Consider the following 16,367-nt stretch of genomic DNA (forward strand, 5'->3'; position numbering starts at 1 on the left):
TCTTTTAAAATGAAAACACTCCGATTAAATTTAAAAAGACAAGTACAATTGCAAGCGGCACAAGGAAACGGAGAAGATAAAACCACACGATAAAAAAGCCTTTCCCCGCTTTTGATCCGCTCTTCATTTCTTCATATAGATCGTGTTTGGACAATTTCAGCGGAATAAAAATCGAAATAAAAAGCGCGCCAAGCGGCAGCAAAATATTGCTGACGACATAATCCGCCGCATCAAAAAACGTCTTCTTAAAAATGAACGGCTCATCGAGCACTCCGTAAGACAAGCAGGAAGGAATGCCGACGGCAAAAATCAAAAGGCCGATCGCCCACGTCCATTTTCCCCTTTTTGTTTGATCGCCTTTTGTAATAGCGGCAACAATGATCTCAATCATCGAAAAAGCCGAAGTCAGCGCAGCAAATAAAAAGGCCGTCAAAAATCCGATAAAAAACAGCATCCCGAATGGAAGCCGGTCAAAAACTGCCGGCAGAACCGTAAATAATAAAGTCGGACCCTGATCGGGCTGAAGCCCAAATGAAAAGACGGCCGGAAAAATCGCCAAACCGGCAAGCAGCGTGACGGCAAGGTTCATGATCACGATCGAGACCGCCGACTTCGGAAGGTTTTGTGACTTTGACAAATAGGAGCTGTACGTTACCATCACAGATACGCCAAGCGTCAACGTAAAGAAAGCTTGTCCGAGCGCAAAAAGAATCGCCTGCGGCGTCAGGCTGCCAAAATCGGGCACAAGCAGAAAACGCACGCCGTCGATCGCATGCTCAAGCGTCAGAGCCCTTAAAACGAGCGCAATAAATAAAATAAATAATAGCGGCATCATAATCGAACTGACGCGCTCGATTCCTTTTTGCACACCCTTCGCCACGACGAGGATCGTCATGATGATAAACGCAAGCTGCGCTGCCAGTGTCTGCAGCGGATCTTGGATGATCGAACCGAAGAGCTCCCCGTATCCGTCCTGCGTGAGACCCGACAATGAACCGGTTACTGCTTTGATGATATAAAGCAAAATCCAGCCGCCGATCACACTGTAAAACGACAGAACAAGGAAGCAGGCGGCGATTCCGATCCAGCCTGTGATCACCCAAGGCGTCCCCGGCGCTATTTTTTGATAGGTGCCGATAGCATCCGATTGGCTTTTTCGACCTAATATAAATTCCCCCAAAAGCAAGGGGTATCCCAGCAGGATCGTAAATAGGACAAATACAAGGAAAAATGCGCCTCCTCCGCTCGTTCCAGCCACATAGGGAAACTTCCAAATCGCCCCCAGGCCGATGGCGGATCCCCCTGCAGCGAGAACAAATCCAAGTTTGGATGCCCATTTTGCTGTCATTCTGCGATCGCTCATTCATACACATCCTTTCTCTTTCTGTTTCTATTATCTCTTACGGGGCAGCTTTTTTGAAAGTGATCTTTCAAATTCTTATTTTTCCGAAAAAAACAAACAGAAAAAACCGACTGCCTTACAATAGCAGCCGGTTGAAAGGTTATGTCGTCACATATCTTCCGCCGTTGATGTGGATCGTCTGTCCTGTCATATAAGAAGAATCGTCTGAAGCGAGCAGAACATACACCGCAGCGTGTTCAGAAGGCTGTCCGGGCCTTCCCATCGGCGTATTTGTACCGTGTTTTTCCGTTTTTTCCGGCGAAAAAGTAGCCGGAATGAGCGGCGTCCAAATGGGCCCCGGCGCTACCGCGTTGACGCGTATTCCTTTTTTGACAAGGGATGCAGCCATCGAACGGGTAAACGCGACAATCGCACCCTTTGTGCTCGAATAGTCAATCAGCGCCGGACTGCCCTCATAAGCTGTGATCGATGCGGTATTGATAATCGCGCTTCCTTCCCCTAAATGCGGGAGCGCGGCTTTTGTCATGTGAAACATGGAGAAAATATTCGTTCTGAACGTTTGTTCAAGCTGTTCGGTCGAAATATCTTCGATCCCTTTTTGCGGATGCTGTTCGGCAGCGTTGTTGACAAGAATGTCGAGTCCGCCAAAGTGATTCACCGCTTTTTCGACAGATGTTTTGCAATGTGCTTCATCCCCGACATCTCCGGGAATCAAGAGGCATTTTGCGCCTTCCTGTTCGATTCGTTCTTTCGTTTCCTCGGCATCCTTGTGTTCGTCCAAGTACATGACGGCAATGTCGGCACCTTCTTTGGCGTATGCAATGGCGGCCGCTCTGCCGATTCCGCTGTCTCCTCCGGTAATAATGGCGGTTTTTCCTTTTAATTTGCCGCTTCCTTTGTAGTCGCGATCTTCCGAGAGCGGAAGGGGCACCATCTTGTGCTCAGCCCCGGGTTGTTTTTCTTGTTTTTGCGCTTTCTGTCCATCCGTCTGTCTGTTTGCCGGATTCATTCGTCTCACCTCTTCACCATTGTTTAGTGCACAGTTACCACGATACCGGCATCCTTAAACGCAAGAACTCAGCGAGACATGTTTACTGGTCAGGCAGAGGCACGCGGATGAGCCGGTCATCTGTCTGTTTTTTTTCGCCTCTTCCGTCGCCATTGTTCGTAATGAAATACAGATCATCTCCGATTACTTTTACATCTCTGATTCTGCCGTATCCGCCAAGCCATTTGACCGCTTTGGCTTCCGCAGGATCGACCCACGAAAACCCCCTCTCCCCGCAGCCCGGCCATATAGAGGACATCCCCTTTCTGCGCTAAACCGGATGGGGCCCACGTTTCTTCTCCCGAATGGATGAGCGGCGCTTTCATTCCCCGCTTCTTATCGCTTCCTTCAATCACCGGCCAGCCATAATTGGCTCCGGCTTCTATTTTGTTCACTTCATCATGTCCAGACTGCCCGTGTTCGGAGCTGTAAAGCTGCCGGACGATCCATGCGAGGCCTTGCGGATTCCGGTGTCCAAAGCTGTATACATAAGACGAGCGAAAAGGCTGATCAGCAGGGATCGCACCATCAAGCTCCATTCTTAAAATCACCCCCGCCAGCTTTTCAGGCTGCTGGGCCCATTCCCTTTCCCCCGCATCACCTGTCGTGATGTACAGCTTTTGATCAGGCCCGATCGCCATCCGGCCGCCGTTATGAATCACACCTCCGGGCAAATCGGCAAGCAGCTCCTCCGTTTCCGTCCAAGTGAGGCGGTCAAGCGTCAATTTTACGATCCGGTTTTTCAGATGGCCCCCGTCTTTGTATGTATGGTAAACGTATGCCTCCTGATTGTTTTTGAAATCAGGATGGAGCACAAATCCGAGCAGTCCGCCTTCCCCTTCTTGATGAACGGGCTTTTTCAGCTGAAGCTGCATGCGCTCCTTTTTGCCTTCGGCAATGGACACGATTCCCCCGTTTCTTTCGGTCACGTAAAAAATCTCGCCAGTGTGAGCGATCGTCCAAGGCACATCCAGACGCTCTGCGATGACTTCGGCACCGCTTCCGCCTTCTTTCGTCGCCGCCGCTTCATGTTCAGCATCAAAATCCCGGCCTTCCGAGCATGCACCTAGAAAAAACAGCATGATCAACATCAGGAATCCTTTTTTCATCGTCTCCCCCTTAAAGGACTTTCTTGATGAATACATTCAAGAACACCGGCATAATTCCCTACTTAAACATTCTAAAATCTATTAAAAAAACACGCGCTTCGCTGAGAAGGCGTGTGTCCGCATTACTGAGAAACCAATTCTCCGATATATTTAGCCGACGGCCTGAAAATCATGTTGTTGTCAGCCTGCTCCAGCACATGGGCGCACCAGCCGACCATTCTCGCCGCCGAAAAAGTAGGGGTAAACAATGCGGCATCAAAATCGATCGCCTTCATGACAGCGGCTGCGTAAAATTCGACATTCGTATAAAGCTTGCGGCCCGGCTTGTATTCTTCCAAAAGGCGGATCGCCGTATTTTCAACATGAAGAGCAAGGTCGATATCCCGGTCGCCCCCGGCAATTTCCTCAGCTTTCACCCTTAAAGCCTTCGCTCTCGGATCATGCGTTTTATAGACGCGGTGTCCAAATCCCATCAGTCTCTCGCCTTTTTCAAGCTTTTCTCTTATATAGCTTTCTGCGTGCTGTTTTTCCCCGATGCCTTCCAGCATATCCGTCACCGCAGACGGCGCTCCGCCGTGCAAAGGTCCTTTCATCGTGCCAAGTGCAGATGTGACGGCAGAAACAAGATCGGATTCCGTAGACACCGTAACTCTTGCCGAAAAGGTTGAAGCGTTCATGCCGTGTTCCATCGCAAGAATCATGTATGTTTCGAGCGCTTTTTTCTGAGCTTCTGTCGGGCGCTTTCCTTTCAGCATGTAAAAATAATGTTCCACAAAGCCAAGCTCATCCAGCGGCTGAACAGGCTCTTCTCCGTCAGTCAGCCTTTTTCTGAACGCGATAATCGACGGGGCGGCTGCAATCAGTCTGAGAGCCTGCTCCATTGTCGGCTTGAACGCAAACGATTTGTCCCCGAATGAAGAGACGACCGTGCGAAGAACCGCCATATCGTCTAATTCGGCCGGAAGGCAGCGGATCAATCGCTTGCATGCTTCTGGCAGCACACGGAATGAAGCGAGCATCTCATTGAATCGGCTGAGTTCCGTTTCCGTCGGAAATGCCCCGTTGAGAATCAGATAAGCGACTTCTTCAAATGTGGATGTAAGCGCCAGTTCATCAGCATTGTACCCTCTGTAGATCAGCTTTCCCTCTTCACCGTCAATGCGGCTGATGGCTGTTTCAACACAAGTAATCCCTTTCAATCCATGATAAACCATATCAATTCCTCCTTTTTCCTTTGTAAATATCATTATAGTTGATATAATATTTAAAAAATATTGAATTATATTGATATCTTTGATTAAAAAAATTAATCAGGAGGACTGCAATGGATTTTAAATGGCTTCATACCTTTGTTACTGCCGCAAAATACGAAAATTTCAGAAAGACGGCGGAAACCTTATTTATTTCTCAGCCGACCGTCACCGTCCAAATTAAACTGCTTGAGGAAGAACTCGGGTGCCAGCTGTTCACCCGCAAAGGAAGAAGCATTCATTTAACGAAAGAAGGCCGCGCTTACCTTCCTTTCGCCCTTCGCCTGCTGGAAGACTATGAATCGAGCATGGCAGAGCTTCACAAAATCAGACAAGGCTATTCACAGACATTGAATCTAGCGGTTTCACCGCTTATCGCCGATACGATTCTCCCATTTGTATTGAAAAAATACACGGCGCTGCATCCGAATTCGGAGATCAAAGTAAAGATCGCCGAATCAGCTGAAATCGCTCCCCTGATTTCAGCCGGCCATGCAGATATCGGATTAAGCTGCTTAAACGTGCAATCGTCAAACCTGAACTGCTATTCCATGTACAGCGATCCCGTGATTTTGGTCGCCCCTCATGACGGCCGCGTTTCAGAACAAGTGCCGCCGCTCGATGTCGAAGATTTGCTTGAAGAATATTTGCTGTTGACCCATAATCACCCCGAATACTGGGACGACCTCGTCAGGCAGCTGAGGATCAAATTTCCGTTTGTTAGAACGATGCTCGTAAGCCAGACGCATATTACGAAACGATTTATTTCAGAAGGACTCGGTATATCATTTTTGCCGCTGTCAACTGTGCGCCGCGAGCTGATGGAAGGAAGATTAATAGAGGTGCCGTGCGATTTCATGAAGCTTCCTGTTGCAGGGGGATATGCGATTAGTCTGAAAGATAATGAGAAGGTCGAGCACTTTTTGGCGTTTTTAGCCGAGTTCCGTTTCTAAACGGAAAAAAACCCGTTCATCATGATGAACGGGCTTGTCCCTGCAACATTAGAAGCGTTTTGCTCCAAGATAGCGGGGCTTCCAATAGCTGTTTGTCATATCGCTGATCGTTACGCCGTCAGAACCGGCATGAACGAATTGATTGTTTCCGATGTAAACCCCCATATGCGAAGGTCCCGGCTGATATGTCGTGAAGAATACGAAATCACCTACTGCAGGGCTTGATACGCTCTTCATCGAATTCCAGTAACCGGCTGTGTTCGTTCTCGCCACATTCGTCTGTTTGTTGAGGATGTACCAGACAAATCCGCTGCAGTCAAATCCTGATGCAGATGTTCCGCCCCATTTATAAGGCGTTCCGATAAGGGCTTTTGCATCTGAAACTAGTTTTGACGTATTCAGCGCTGAAGAGGTTTGCGCAGGCGCCTTGCTTGTCCCGCTTGATGCAGAAGGCTTTGTCGTTGATGCAGCTTTTACGCTTTTCGTCCCTTTAACTTTTAATACTTGTCCGATCCGGATTAAATCTGTTTTTAAACCATTCAGAGACTTCAGTTCATTGACGGTCATGCCGTATGTCCGAGAAATTTTCCAAAGGCTGTCTCCTTTGACCACTTTATGCGTAGCTGATGAAGCTTGCGACGCTTTTGCAGACGAAGAGCTGCTTCCATTGATCGACAGCCTCTGCCCTATGTAAATGATATCGGATTTCAGCTTGTTTTCCTGTTTAATCTTGCTGACACTTGTGCCGTACTTCTTCGAAAATCCCCATAACGTATCCCCTTTTTTCACCGTTATGGTTTGTGCGGAAGCCGCTCCCGCAAATAAAGTTGATCCTAAAACAACCGCTGATGCTGCTGTTATGACTTGTTTTTTCATGTTGTCCTCCCAATAGCAGAATATTTTATATTTTTAAAGGCGAAAATTAGCAGTTTCATTTTTTTTGAGAACGGCTGCTTCAGCCCTTCCTCTGTTTCTATTATAAGGAGGGAATTCCATCAGGTATAGTCTTGACTTACTATGTCAAATTCCTTAATTATTCGTTTTTAAAAAAAGTTTTTAAGGGTAGATAATATTTCATTTACATTTCAAAGGTAACTTAAATACTACATTTTCGCACTTTCCGGGAGCCAAAATTACAATTTTAGAAAGAGTATTAAATCCTTTATTTTACATTTTTATGATTAACTTATAAAACTGGACAAACATTCTTTTATTTGGCATAGTGACGGTCGTCGTTGCGCTTTAAAATAAAAAAGGCTGCCCGAATGCAGCCTGAAACTTTTTATAAATATCTGCGATGGACAGCCTTTCCATCATAGGAAAACATGACGGGCTTATCTTCGAGCACGGTTTCGACATGCACGCTTCTTCCCCATAGCTGGTGAAGGTAAGGCAGAACTTTTTCAAGATACTTTAAATCGAGTTCGATCCCTTCATACCAATGCTTAATGTATAATTCATTGTTCTTTAAGTAATCTCCGTCCTCAACTGTCAAATAAGGAAATCCTCCGTTGACTCTCATGCTGACAAGCTGATCGCGCACAGCCTCCCAATCCTTGTCAACGATTTTATAATCCCTTCCCTGTTTTTGAAACAAGTAGAGATCTTCCCGCATCACGAGATCTTTCGTTAAATAGTTTCTGATAAATGAAATGTCTGATTCGATCTCCCTGACTTCAAATATTTTTTCTCTCCCCGAGTTCGGCTTTACACCCATCTTCTTCATATCTTCTGTCGGGTTGTTGTAGCGCTCCTCTATGTCCTCAAATATTTTCAATCCGAGATAATAAGGATTGATGCCCGTTTTGGACGGCTGAACCACTCCCGCGTTGAGCTTGGCGAATTCGATCGCTTCACTTGATGTCAGCTCAAGCTCGCGGATGATTCGCTGATGCCAATAGGACGCCCATCCTTCATTCATGATTTTCGTTTCAAGCTGCGGCCAGAAATACAGCATTTCCTCTCTCATCATCGTTAAGATGTCGCGCTGCCAAGGTTCCAGCTCCCGCGAATGTTCTTCAATGAACAGCAGAATGTCTTTTTCCGGCTTCGGCGGAAACTTTTTTTTCGTCCTTTTCTTCTTCTCTTTCGATCCTTTGTGATCCAGTTCCCAGAGGTCGTCATAAAGAGTGGGCGGCGCGTCTGTTTCTTCTTCCTCTTCGTCATCTATGCTCCACGACAGCTTCGGCCTTACGAGCGAAGGGTCAATGTGTTCTTCAATCGCCAGCACCGCATCGAGAAATGCTTCGACTTCTTTTGAACCGTGGACCGTCTCATAATGTTTAATCCGCTCTGCTGTCGCCGACATGCTTTCAACCATATCGCGCTTCGTATTTTGAAAACGACAGTTATTTTTAAAGAAATCACAATGAGCCAGGACGTGTGCGACAATCAGCTTATTTTGAATCAATGAATTGCTGTCCAGCAAAAACGCGTAACACGGATTTGAATTAATGACAAGCTCATATATTTTGCTCAAGCCAAAGTCATAGTGAAGCTTCATTTTGTGAAATTGCTTGCCGAAACTCCAGTGGCTGTATCTTGTCGGCATCCCGTATGCGCCGAATGTATAAATGATTTCAGCCGGACAAATTTCATATCTCATCGGATAAAAATCCAGGCCGAATCCTTCCGCGATCTCCGTAATTTCTGCTATCGCCCGCTGCAGCTCTTTTTGCTCCCGTATGCTCAATACTCAAATCCCCCCCGGTTGGACTTCTCTTTATTGTATGAGCCGGGTTTTGAAAAGATGAAAGGCAGCTGTCGGTTTGACAGCTGCCTCTTTGGTCAGTTCGCTATTTGCATGTCAAGGGATGAAGCAAAGCTCTCATAGCGGATGTTTTCCATCGAAACGCCCAGATTTTGCAATCCTTCAATCACGCTTTTCATAAATGAAAGCGGGCCGCATACATAAAATTCGCCATTTGGATCTTTCACGATCGATTTCAAAAGCTCTTCATTCACCCGGCCTTTTACAGTATGATCTTCCGTCGCTTCAGCATCCCTGCTGTAGACAAACAGGAGACGGTTCGCCGAATTGGCGCCGAGCAGCTTTTCCGTTTCTTCCTTGAAAGCGTGATGCTGTTCAGATTTTGCAGCGTGCACGAATGTGATCTCGCGGCTGCTTTCTTTTTGAGCCAATGTTTGCACCATGCTCATGACAGGCGTGATGCCTGATCCGGCGCTGATGAAGTAAACCGGACGATCCGTTCCTTCGGAAAGGGTGAAGTCTCCGGCCGGAGCGCTCACTTCCAAGCTGCCCCCGATTTCCATGTTCTCATGCAGATAGCTTGATACCCTTCCGACCGGTTGCCCTTCCTCCGCTTCCAGTTTGACTGAAATGCGGTAGTAGTCTTTATTCCAGGCATCTGACAAGCTGTACTGCCTTGTTAAGAAATATGGTTCGCCGGGAATTTTAATGCGGACAGATACGTACTGTCCGGGACTGAAAGCGGGCAAATCCGTTCCATCGGCAGGCTTCAAATAAAAGGAAGTAATCGTAGCGGATTCGACCCGCTTATCCATGATGACAAACGGTTTAAATCCTTCCCAGTTTCCATCCTGCTTTTTGTCTTCTTCATACATTTGTTTTTCGACTTCAATAAATACGCGGGCGATCTCTTCATAGGCTTCTGCCCATGCCTGGAGAATGTCCTCTGTCGCAGCTTCGCCGAGCACGATTTCAATGGCTTCCAATAGGTGCTGACCGACAATAGGATAGTGCTCTGGTTTCACATGCAAACTTTTGTGTTTATGTCCGATTTGTTTGACAACCGGCAGCAGGTCTCCGAGCCGGTCGATGTTCTCAGCCGCCTGCAAAACAGTAAAAGCCAAAGCTTTCGGCTGTCCGCCGGTTTGCTGGCGGGACATGTTGAAGATATTTTTCAATTCAGGGTGCGCATTAAACATCCGCTTGTAAAAACAAGTGGTGATCTCTGTTCCCTTTTCTTTTAAAACAGGGGCGGTCGATTTGACAATTTGCATGGTTTTTTCAGATAGCATAACGCTTTCTCCTCTCCAGTCACTTTAAAAATGTATTTGAAATACATCTTTAAAGGTGCAATAAGATCTTTTTTAAATGGGACTGTTACTTTTGATTAAAGATGTATTTAAGATACATCTTTATACTAGACTTTTAATGGAATTAAAGCAATATTTTCAAGGAATGTTTTATATTTTTGTAACAATTTCCGCTCCACCCTCATAACCGAAGGCAAATGTGATAAGATAATGGAAACTTGTTTGATTGAGGTCATGCGATGAAATTAACAAATTATACGGATTACTCATTGAGGGTACTGATTTTTCTAGCAACCAAAAACTCAAACGAGCTTGTCAATATTAAAGACATCGCCGATTCTTATTCCATTTCAAAAAACCACCTTATGAAGGTGATTTACGAGCTTGGCAAGCTTGGCTACGTTGAAACGATTCGGGGCCGCAACGGCGGGATTCGTCTCGGAAAAGCGCCTGAACTGATTAATATCGGTGAAGTCATAAGACATACAGAAGATGATTTTAACCTTGTCGAGTGTTTTAACGGTGAAAAAAACCATTGTATACTTTCTCCGATCTGCGGATTAAAGCATGTTTTAAACAAAGCCCTTTCCGCCTATTTGGACGTATTGGATCAATACACTCTGCAGGATATTATCATTAATCAGGACCATATACGTAAATTATTGAGTTAACGAAGGAAGCCGCTTCCTTCGTTTTTTTTTTGCTATAAGGTAAAAATATTCACATTGATGATCGCATTGGTCACCGGGTGAAAATACACCTCGGCGTGCGCCGAAAATGATTTGCCTTCCTGATTGACGGTTACCCTGAAGACATCTTTTGTCTCTTCATCATTGACTTGTGTGCGCCCTAAATATTCATAATCCTCGAACTTTGCGCCTTCGTATTTTTCTTCAAGCGCGCTCCAGGCGATTCTCTCCCACCGTTCAGGCGCATCGGAAACACCTGCTTGAAAGTGGCTTTTCGCCGGGAATGATAAAAGCGTTAGTATGCAAAAAAAGTACGTGCAATATCGTTTTTTCATTTCCATTCGCTCCGCATGTATTGTACATACGTTAGCTTGACCGGAAATGGCGAATGTCATGCAGACATTTTTCGCGGTCTAGCGTATACCATCCTCATATTTCTAGGCCGCCAAACAAAGGAGACCAAGTTTTGCCCGGAGAAAAAAACAACCCGCCACATAAAATAATCATGACTCCTCAGAAAGAAGGGAGAGTGGCGAAATTGAATTACGCTGATTATGACAAAGCTTTGTACTATACGCACCGCTCGCAGTGGGACAACCTGCTGATCCTGATGGTGCGGACAGAAGACGATTTATTATCAAAGCGGATCGAACATTTTTTACACGCCTACAATTTTGAAAGAGATGACGCCATTGTTGAGAAAAGGCTTTATGATCTGCTGCAGTACATTGATCACGCCTCATTTTCGGGACACGAACACGAAAACGGCGTGCTTGTTTTTACGTAAAATAAGCCTGGCGCTCTAATCGGCGTCAGGCTTTTTGAAATTCGGCAAAGAGCAGAAGCTCTTCCATTACATTTTTGATATTGGCTTTGGCTGCTTCAGTAACCGTTTGGTGTTCCTCATCAATATGAATCGGATCGAGCACAAGCTGCTTTGTGATGACGTTCGCATAAACGCCGCGCGCGACAATGCGCATATTGGCGAGCGCGTTCATCCCGCCTTTGCCGCCTCCTGCACAAGCAAAAAGCGCCACCGGTTTGCCCGAGAACTGTTCATTGCTTAAAAAATCGAGCGCATTTTTCAAAGCGCCGCTCATACCGCTGTGGTATTCGGGAGATAATAAAACGACAGCATCTGCTTCTTTGACCGAAGCTTTCAGTTTTTGGACATTTTCCAGCGAGCTCTGCTCTTCATCTCCGTTGAAAATCGGTAGGATGAACTCGCTTAAATCGATAAGCTCCGCCTGATACGTGCGGGCGATATAGGAAGCGGCGATCCGCGTTCTGCCTTGTTTTCTCGCGGTTCCGCTGATTACGGTTATTTTCATTTGCTCATCTCCCGTCATTTTGTTGTAGTCCGTGTTTTACTGCAAAGAGCGCGGCTTGCGTGCGATCGGATAAGCCTAGCTTTGACAGCAGATTGGATACATGGGTTTTCACTGTTTTTTCGCTGATAAATAAAGATGTGGCAATTTCCTTGTTGCTTTTCCCTTTTGTAATTTCCAATAAAACATCTTTTTCTCTATTTGTCAATTGATGTATTTTTTCTTTCTCATCAGCCTGTGACACATGGTGAAAGACGTGGGACATGATGCTTGGATCCAAGGAGTATTTCCCTCCATAAACAGCGCGTATCGTCTCGACAAGTTCATCAGGCTCGGCGTCTTTCAGCTGATAGGCAGAGGCTCCCGCCTGGATGGCGGGAATCACATAGCTTTCGTCCGCATAGCTTGTCAGCGCTATGATTTTGACAGACGGATATTCTTTTTTTATTCGCTTAGTCGCCTCAATTCCGTCCATTTCAGGCATTGATAAATCCATTAATACGATGTCTGCTTCCCGTTTTCGCAAGACATCGAGCGCCTCGATTCCTGTCGATGCCTCTCCGACAACGTCAAAATCGCTTTTTGTTTTGAAAAAAAACAAGAGGCCTTTTCTGACAATATGATGATCATCGGCAATGATGATTTTCACCTGTTCCATCCTGCCTCCCCCTTCTCCTTCAAAGGCAAAACCGCCCGGATTTTCGTCCCCTTACCGATTGCGGAGTTGATCAAAAACGTGCCGCCCGCTTTTTCCGTCCGCTCCTTCATTCCTTTCAGCCCAAGCGTCGGAAGCCCCGCGTCAGGATCGTACTGAAACCCTTTGCCGTCATCTTCGATTTCCAAGACGGCAGACGACTGGAATACATCGATTTTCACTTGTATGCGGCTTGCACCGGCATGCTTTTTGCAATTGTTGAGAGCTTCCTGGCTCAGCCGCCACATCAATTCCTCAACAGAAGGCGGTAGACGGAGCACACCGCTGAGCTTGAACATCACCTGAAGGCCGAGCACTTCCGCATATTTTTCAAGTGCCGCCGCCAACCCTTCTTCCAAGCCCTGGGGCCTGAGCTGCCAAATTAACGCCCGCATCTCAAGCAGCGCTTCATGAGAAAGATGTTGCATAAACTCGAGCATTTCCCTGATCTCAGGCTGGTCTGTCATTTCACCCGCCGCTTTAGCGGTCAAGCTAAGCGAAAAAAGCATTTGATTGACGGAATCATGCAAGTCCTGAGCCAATCTGTTTCTTTCGGTCAGCAGCATGTGTTTTTGCTGTTGTTCAGCAAGCCGCATCCGTTTGATCGCCATTCCGATTTGCAGAGCTACAGCTTCGAGAAGCGCCAGTTCTCCGCGGCTGAAATGAATTTTGCCCGGAGCCGCAACGTTCAGTAAACCGAACCGTTTCTTCTGGTCGCTGAGCGGGACGGTTGCATGGTGTGTGATACCTTCCGGATCTCCAGTTTTCTGTTTCATAGCCGTCGTAATCCGCCGGCAATGGATGATATTTTTCGCCCTGTCCAGCTTTTCGTCCCTATATTGTTCAAGACAGTAGCAGCTTCCTTCGCATAATAAACGGTTGTGCCGGTAAGAAAGCGCCTGGGGCAGGCGGACCGAAGCGGCCAGTTCAAAGTTCCCCTTTTCATCGATCAGAAACAGCCACGCCGTTTTGAGCCCTGTTAAGCGGAGCAGCTTTTTTAAAACAGCATGAAGCGTTTCTTTTAGATAGTTCCCTTCGTTTAACGTTTCCGCTATTTCTTTGAGCGTTTTCAATTTTTCAAACTGCGTGTCTTCCCGCAAAAGCTTCATCCCCTTAAACCGGAGTTTCTTTTATTATATCGATATTTGCTAAAAAAAAGCCGCTCTCATGAGATGAACTTTTCTAAGACTTTTGACCGAGAAGGGACAAAGCGAATCGTTAAGCTTCTTTTTCCCAAAACAATTCATCAAGCGTTTTATCCAGCGCCTTTGCAATCGCGATGCAAAGGTGCAATGTCGGATTGTATTTATTTTTTTCGATCAGCCCGATCGTCTGCCTTGTCACATTGACCCGCTCGGCAAGCTGGGCTTGTGTCAAAGACTTTTCGATCCGGGCGAGTTTGACCCGGTTAACCATATGCTCACCCGCCGTTTTCATTTAATCATCTAATAGATCTTGATTTTTCCGAAAGGATTTGCGCAACGAGATAAAGTTGATCAGAAAATGAATAAATACAAACAACATCACCATGACAATAAAGTCAACCCAACTGCCGAGATGTTCCGGTATGCCGGTAAAGATAAGCGCTAAAATGGCAAATATGAGGCCGGAAGCGAGGCTGAGGGCTGTGATTTCTTTTCTTTTTTTCCTGTACGCTGCTTGACTTGCGATCTCCGGATATTCAAACCCCGACAAAAGATAGCGAAACAATATCCAGCCTGCATAGACTGCAAAACCGATGGCGCTGATAATGTATTCGGATGACGGTCTTCCTAAAATGAAGCCCCGGATGATCACATCCAAAAATAATATAGCAGCGACGATCGTACCGGCTTCGCTAAAAAATTGCGTCATTTTCTTTTCTACGTATTCATCCCCGGTTTTGATCCATTTCATGTCAGCCATTTTCCCCTTTCAAGATGCAATTTATATCTGACTTATTGTTAAGTATATATTACATCATGTATTGCCGCTTATCAATAAAAATTGAAAACCCGCCGTGTAGCAAGGCGGGTTTTCAGCAATTATCAATTTGAAGTCGCTTTTACAATATCATCGATTTTTTTCATCACTTCATCTGTCAATTGATGGAGAAGCGCTTCACTGTCTTCATTTGTTCGGCCTTTGACCGCGAAATAAAATTTCACTTTAGGCTCTGTGCCAGATGGACGGAGGCAGAACCATGAGCCGTCTTCAAGGAAATATTTCAAAACATTGGATGTCGGCAGATCGATCGTTTCTGTTTTGTTTTCCTTCAGCAGCGTCCGCTTCCCTGTCAAATAGTCTTCTGCGGATACAACGTCTTTTCCGGCGATGGAAAGAGGCGGCTGTTCTCTGAATGTGCTGAGGATGGCTGCGATTTGCTCCGCTCCCTCTTTTCCTTTTAAGGTCAGGGACTTCAAGCCTTCTCTATAGAAGCCGAACGATTTATACAATTCGAGGAGCCCGTCATACAGCGATTTTCCCTGCTTTTTATAGAAGGCGCATACTTCAACGGCGAGCAGTGCGGCCTGGACGGCATCCTTGTCTCTTGCGAAATCGCCGATCAAGTAGCCGTAGCTTTCCTCATAACCGAATTGGAAAGCGTATTCGCCCGATGCTTCAAATTGTTTGATTTTTTCTCCGATGAATTTAAAGCCGGTCAGCGTGTCGATCGTGTCAAGTCCGAAAGAAGCGGCGATGTCGCGCCCCATTTCGCTCGTCACAATCGTTTTCAGAACGACTCCGTTATCAGGCAGCGTGCCTTTCTGCTGTTTTTGCGATAGCAGATAATGCAAAAGCAGCGCGCCGGTTTGATTTCCTGTCAGCACCGTGTAGCGGCCTTCTTGATCCTTTACAGCGACGCCGAGGCGGTCCGCGTCGGGATCGGTTCCGATCAGAATATCGGCTCCTTTTTCTTCTCCGAGCCTGATCGCATATTCAAAAGCGGCGTGCTCTTCCGGATTAGGAGAAGACACGGTCGAAAAGTCAGGGTCAGGCAGCTCCTGTTCAGGGACGACTGTGACATGTTCATATCCGAGAGCTTTCAAGCCGCGTCTTACGGATTTGTTTGCCGTGCCGTGCAGCGGGGTGAAAATGACTTTGACTTCAGTTTCCTTTGCCAGATCAGGATTGACAGAAATCGATGTCAGTTTATCAAGATACGCTTGATCGATTTCCTCGCCGATTATTTTGATCAGCCCTTTTTCGGTTAAAGCAGCTTCATCGCCGGCTTCGATCTCCAGTTCGTTTTCAATCGCATTGACATAGCCGATGAGTTTGTCGGCATCAGCAGGCGGAAGCTGCGCGCCGTCCTCTCCGTAGACTTTATAGCCGTTGTATTCAGGCGGGTTATGGCTCGCCGTGATGACAATACCTGCAAACGCATTCAGTTCTCTTACCGCAAAGGAAAGTTCAGGTGTCGGGCACAGTTCGTCAAACACGTACGTTTGAACGCCGTTTTCTGCGAGCGTTTTAGCAGCTTCCATTGCGAATTCAGGCGATTTGTGGCGGGAATCGTACGCGATCACAACGCCGCGCTTTTTTGCTTCTTCGCCGTTCGCTCCTATGTATGCGGCAAGGCCCGCCGATGCTTTGCGAACCGTATAAACGTTCATGCGGTTCGGACCGGGTCCGATCTCTCCGCGCATGCCGGCTGTACCAAACTCAAGTTTTTTATAAAAGCAATCCTCTAATTCTTTTTCATTTCCTTCAGCTTCCAGAAGAAGCGATTTTAATTCGGAATCTAAGTTTTCTCTGTTTCTCCAGCGTTCATAGCTCGTTCTCCAGCTCATGATTACCTCCAATATTCCAGCTAAATAATTGCAGCTTTTCTTTTATCATATCGACAAACAGCCGCTTTGTCCAAATTTAGCATGCCGAACGACAAAAATGAGGCTGCCTGATCAAGACAGCCTCACGTTAGGCCATTCGA

16 protein-coding genes and 1 pseudogene are annotated in these 16,367 nt (G+C 46.4%); 3 read left to right on the top strand and 14 right to left on the bottom strand.

Annotated features, from left to right (window positions below):
• Positions 1–4 precede the first annotated feature (4 nt).
• The 4 genes and pseudogenes from KI350_RS14940 to KI350_RS14955 form a co-directional block, all read right to left on the bottom strand.
• The gene (locus KI350_RS14940) at positions 5–1,363 is read right to left on the bottom strand and encodes a sodium-dependent transporter (RefSeq protein WP_020450728.1); all 1,359 of its coding nucleotides are present in this window, start codon (positions 1,361–1,363) and stop codon (positions 5–7) included.
• Positions 1,364–1,502: 139 nt separating this feature from the next.
• The gene (locus KI350_RS14945; RefSeq protein ID WP_020450727.1) at positions 1,503–2,372 is read right to left on the bottom strand and encodes an SDR family oxidoreductase; all 870 of its coding nucleotides are present in this window, start codon (positions 2,370–2,372) and stop codon (positions 1,503–1,505) included.
• Positions 2,373–2,454: 82 nt separating this feature from the next.
• Positions 2,455–3,520, bottom strand: a pseudogene (locus KI350_RS14950) (PQQ-dependent sugar dehydrogenase).
• 122 nt (positions 3,521–3,642) lie between these two features.
• On the bottom strand, positions 3,643–4,734 hold the full coding sequence (locus tag KI350_RS14955) for a citrate synthase/methylcitrate synthase (protein ID WP_020450725.1): 1,092 nt from the start codon (positions 4,732–4,734) through the stop codon (positions 3,643–3,645).
• 110 nt (positions 4,735–4,844) lie between these two features.
• Here KI350_RS14955 and KI350_RS14960 point away from each other — a divergent pair, with 110 nt between their 5' ends.
• Positions 4,845–5,723 carry a LysR family transcriptional regulator gene (locus tag KI350_RS14960; protein WP_020450724.1) on the top strand — a complete coding sequence of 293 codons (879 nt, stop codon included), beginning with the start codon at positions 4,845–4,847 and terminating at the stop codon, positions 5,721–5,723.
• Between the two features lie 48 nt (positions 5,724–5,771).
• Here the strand turns inward: KI350_RS14960 and KI350_RS14965 are convergent, their stop codons facing one another.
• The 3 genes from KI350_RS14965 to hmpA all read right to left on the bottom strand — a co-directional run bounded on the left by KI350_RS14965 (position 5,772) and on the right by hmpA (position 9,725).
• Entirely contained in the window at positions 5,772–6,599 is an 828-nt protein-coding gene (locus KI350_RS14965) for a C40 family peptidase (RefSeq protein WP_020450723.1), read from the bottom strand.
• Positions 6,600–7,005: 406 nt separating this feature from the next.
• Positions 7,006–8,415: a SpoVR family protein gene (locus tag KI350_RS14970; RefSeq protein WP_020450722.1), complete on the bottom strand. Its 1,410-nt coding sequence runs from the start codon at positions 8,413–8,415 to the stop codon at positions 7,006–7,008.
• 95 nt (positions 8,416–8,510) lie between these two features.
• The gene (gene hmpA / locus KI350_RS14975; protein ID WP_020450721.1) at positions 8,511–9,725 is read right to left on the bottom strand and encodes an NO-inducible flavohemoprotein; all 1,215 of its coding nucleotides are present in this window, start codon (positions 9,723–9,725) and stop codon (positions 8,511–8,513) included.
• Positions 9,726–9,982: 257 nt separating this feature from the next.
• On the opposite strand from hmpA, the gene nsrR reads away from it, so the two are divergent.
• Entirely contained in the window at positions 9,983–10,414 is a 432-nt protein-coding gene (nsrR, locus tag KI350_RS14980) for a nitric oxide-sensing transcriptional repressor NsrR (protein ID WP_020450720.1), read from the top strand.
• A gap of 32 nt (positions 10,415–10,446) precedes the next feature.
• On the opposite strand, the gene KI350_RS14985 is transcribed toward nsrR, so the two are convergent.
• The gene (locus KI350_RS14985; RefSeq protein ID WP_373367313.1) at positions 10,447–10,773 is read right to left on the bottom strand and encodes a YqzG/YhdC family protein; all 327 of its coding nucleotides are present in this window, start codon (positions 10,771–10,773) and stop codon (positions 10,447–10,449) included.
• Positions 10,774–10,970: 197 nt separating this feature from the next.
• Between KI350_RS14985 and KI350_RS14990 the strand changes: the two genes are divergently transcribed.
• On the top strand, positions 10,971–11,219 hold the full coding sequence (locus KI350_RS14990; protein ID WP_003180102.1) for a YhdB family protein: 249 nt from the start codon (positions 10,971–10,973) through the stop codon (positions 11,217–11,219).
• 25 nt (positions 11,220–11,244) lie between these two features.
• Here KI350_RS14990 and KI350_RS14995 read toward each other — a convergent pair whose 3' ends face one another.
• The 6 genes from KI350_RS14995 to KI350_RS15020 all read right to left on the bottom strand — a co-directional run bounded on the left by KI350_RS14995 (position 11,245) and on the right by KI350_RS15020 (position 16,227).
• Positions 11,245–11,763: an NADPH-dependent FMN reductase gene (locus KI350_RS14995; RefSeq protein ID WP_020450717.1), complete on the bottom strand. Its 519-nt coding sequence runs from the start codon at positions 11,761–11,763 to the stop codon at positions 11,245–11,247.
• Positions 11,764–11,767: 4 nt separating this feature from the next.
• On the bottom strand, positions 11,768–12,418 hold the full coding sequence (locus tag KI350_RS15000; RefSeq protein WP_020450716.1) for a response regulator transcription factor: 651 nt from the start codon (positions 12,416–12,418) through the stop codon (positions 11,768–11,770).
• Positions 12,406–13,554 carry a GAF domain-containing sensor histidine kinase gene (locus tag KI350_RS15005; protein WP_020450715.1) on the bottom strand — a complete coding sequence of 383 codons (1,149 nt, stop codon included), beginning with the start codon at positions 13,552–13,554 and terminating at the stop codon, positions 12,406–12,408. Before KI350_RS15005 ends, KI350_RS15000 begins: the two co-directional genes overlap by 13 nt.
• Before the next feature lie 118 nt (positions 13,555–13,672).
• Positions 13,673–13,870 (bottom strand): helix-turn-helix transcriptional regulator, encoded by a 198-nt coding sequence (locus KI350_RS15010; RefSeq protein ID WP_020450714.1) that lies wholly within the window; start codon positions 13,868–13,870, stop codon positions 13,673–13,675.
• A 21-nt stretch (positions 13,871–13,891) separates the two neighbouring features.
• The gene (locus KI350_RS15015) at positions 13,892–14,350 is read right to left on the bottom strand and encodes a DUF6773 family protein (protein WP_020450713.1); all 459 of its coding nucleotides are present in this window, start codon (positions 14,348–14,350) and stop codon (positions 13,892–13,894) included.
• 131 nt (positions 14,351–14,481) lie between these two features.
• Positions 14,482–16,227, bottom strand: a complete 1,746-nt coding sequence (locus tag KI350_RS15020) for a phospho-sugar mutase (RefSeq protein WP_020450712.1) — start codon at positions 16,225–16,227, stop codon at positions 14,482–14,484.
• Between the last annotated feature and the right edge of the window lie 140 nt (positions 16,228–16,367).

Source organism: Bacillus sp. J41TS8 (assembly GCF_018333035.1).
GTDB classification, from domain to species: Bacteria; Bacillota; Bacilli; order Bacillales; family Bacillaceae; genus Bacillus; species Bacillus paralicheniformis.